Here is a 1,522-nt window from a genome sequence, read left to right on the forward strand (position 1 = left end):
TATTACAGATTCCATTTATAAGTGATTGTGTTGTATATGGAGAATCTAATGCTATTACAGGGCAAAGTGTAAGTGTAAAGGTGGTGTTAGATTCTAATCATTATATAAAATCTAGCAAAGCAGAATCTGCAAACTTAGATTCTAAAAACACAGACAGCAACACTGCGGAAGTATTTTTGAGTGATTTTAGTGGTTTTCAAGCGAAAGGCGAAGGGAGTTACCTAAGGGGTAATGACCGAGCCTTGAGTGCAGAATCCGCTAAAAGCACCAAAGAGACAACGCAGGTAACGCAGAATCTAGAATTAAAAAAATACATAAGAGCATTTTGTAAAGACAAACTCGCCCCCTTTAAGATTCCAAGTAAAGTAAGTATTGTGGAATCTTTGGAAGTGAGTGAGAGATTTAAGAAATTGCGACTTACTAATGGGGGGGGGGGGGGTAACACTCTATGAGTCCTGCTATGCAACCTATCATTATGAATCTTTATCATTTCGCCATATCTCTATATGTGAGAATTTACAATGTGCGTAAGTTTATTTATGCACAAAATGTCGTGCTATGGCGACAAAAATGCCTTAATACTCAACGACACACCCTACACTTATGCGGAGCTTTGCAAGAAAATGTCAGCCTTTAGTCTTTCTCAAACTATGCTTACAATCCCAAATAATGCAGTGATAGCACTTAGGGGAGATTACAGCCTTTCTTATGTCATAGTATTTTTAGCTTTATGCAAAAAGCAGTGCATTATAGCTCCCTTACTTCCACGAAATATTGACATTTCGCTACAAGATTTTGGGGTAGAGTTTGTGCTAGACACACAAGAAAATAAGCTAGATTCTATCAGTCCAAAATCACATAGTTTGCTTGATAGTTTAAAAAAGCAAAATAATGGTGGATTAATCCTTTTTTCAAGTGGTAGCACAGGCAAACCTAAAGCCATAGTGCACAATCTAAACACACTTTTAGAATCTTATTGCAATAAAAGGCAAAATCCATTGCGTATAATGAGTGTGTATTTGCCTGACCATATCGCAGGGATTGATGTAATGCTAAATACCTTTGGGAGCGGTGGAAGCCTTATTATCCCAAAAGAGCGGAGTCCGCAGTGGATTCTAGAATCTTTACAAAAACACAAAGTAGAGATTCTGCCCGCCTCGCCGACATTGTTGCGACTTTTGCTTGTAGCTGGATTAGGCAATTATGATTTAACTCATTTAAAGCTAGTTATTTATGGTAGTGAAAAAATGTCTTCAAAACTTTTAGAATCTTTGCAACAAGCCCTGCCACACACAAGATTCAAGCAAAGCTTTGGGACAAGCGAGACAAATGCCATTAAAACCAAACAAGCAGATGAGAGCGACTTCGCAGAGTTTTTTAGAATCATAAATGCAGACTACAAGATAATGGATAATATACTCTATCTTAAATCCCACACAAACGCACTGGGCTATCTTAATAGTGATAATAGTGTGTTTGATGATAAAGGTTATTTTGCAACAGGGGATTTAGTAGAAGTAAA

Annotated in this window: 1 protein-coding gene and 1 pseudogene; both read left to right on the top strand. The window is 37.3% G+C overall.

Annotated elements, in window-relative coordinates:
- A pseudogene (locus T368_RS16395) lies at positions 1–452 on the top strand (ANL family adenylate-forming protein); the annotation flags it as partial.
- 69 nt (positions 453–521) lie between these two features.
- Positions 522–1,522 (top strand): AMP-binding protein (locus T368_RS0111455; RefSeq protein WP_080695807.1); only part of this gene is annotated, 1,001 nt, incomplete at its 3' end.

This window comes from Helicobacter bilis ATCC 51630 (genome assembly GCF_000686565.1).
GTDB lineage: Bacteria > Campylobacterota > Campylobacteria > Campylobacterales > Helicobacteraceae > Helicobacter_A > Helicobacter_A bilis.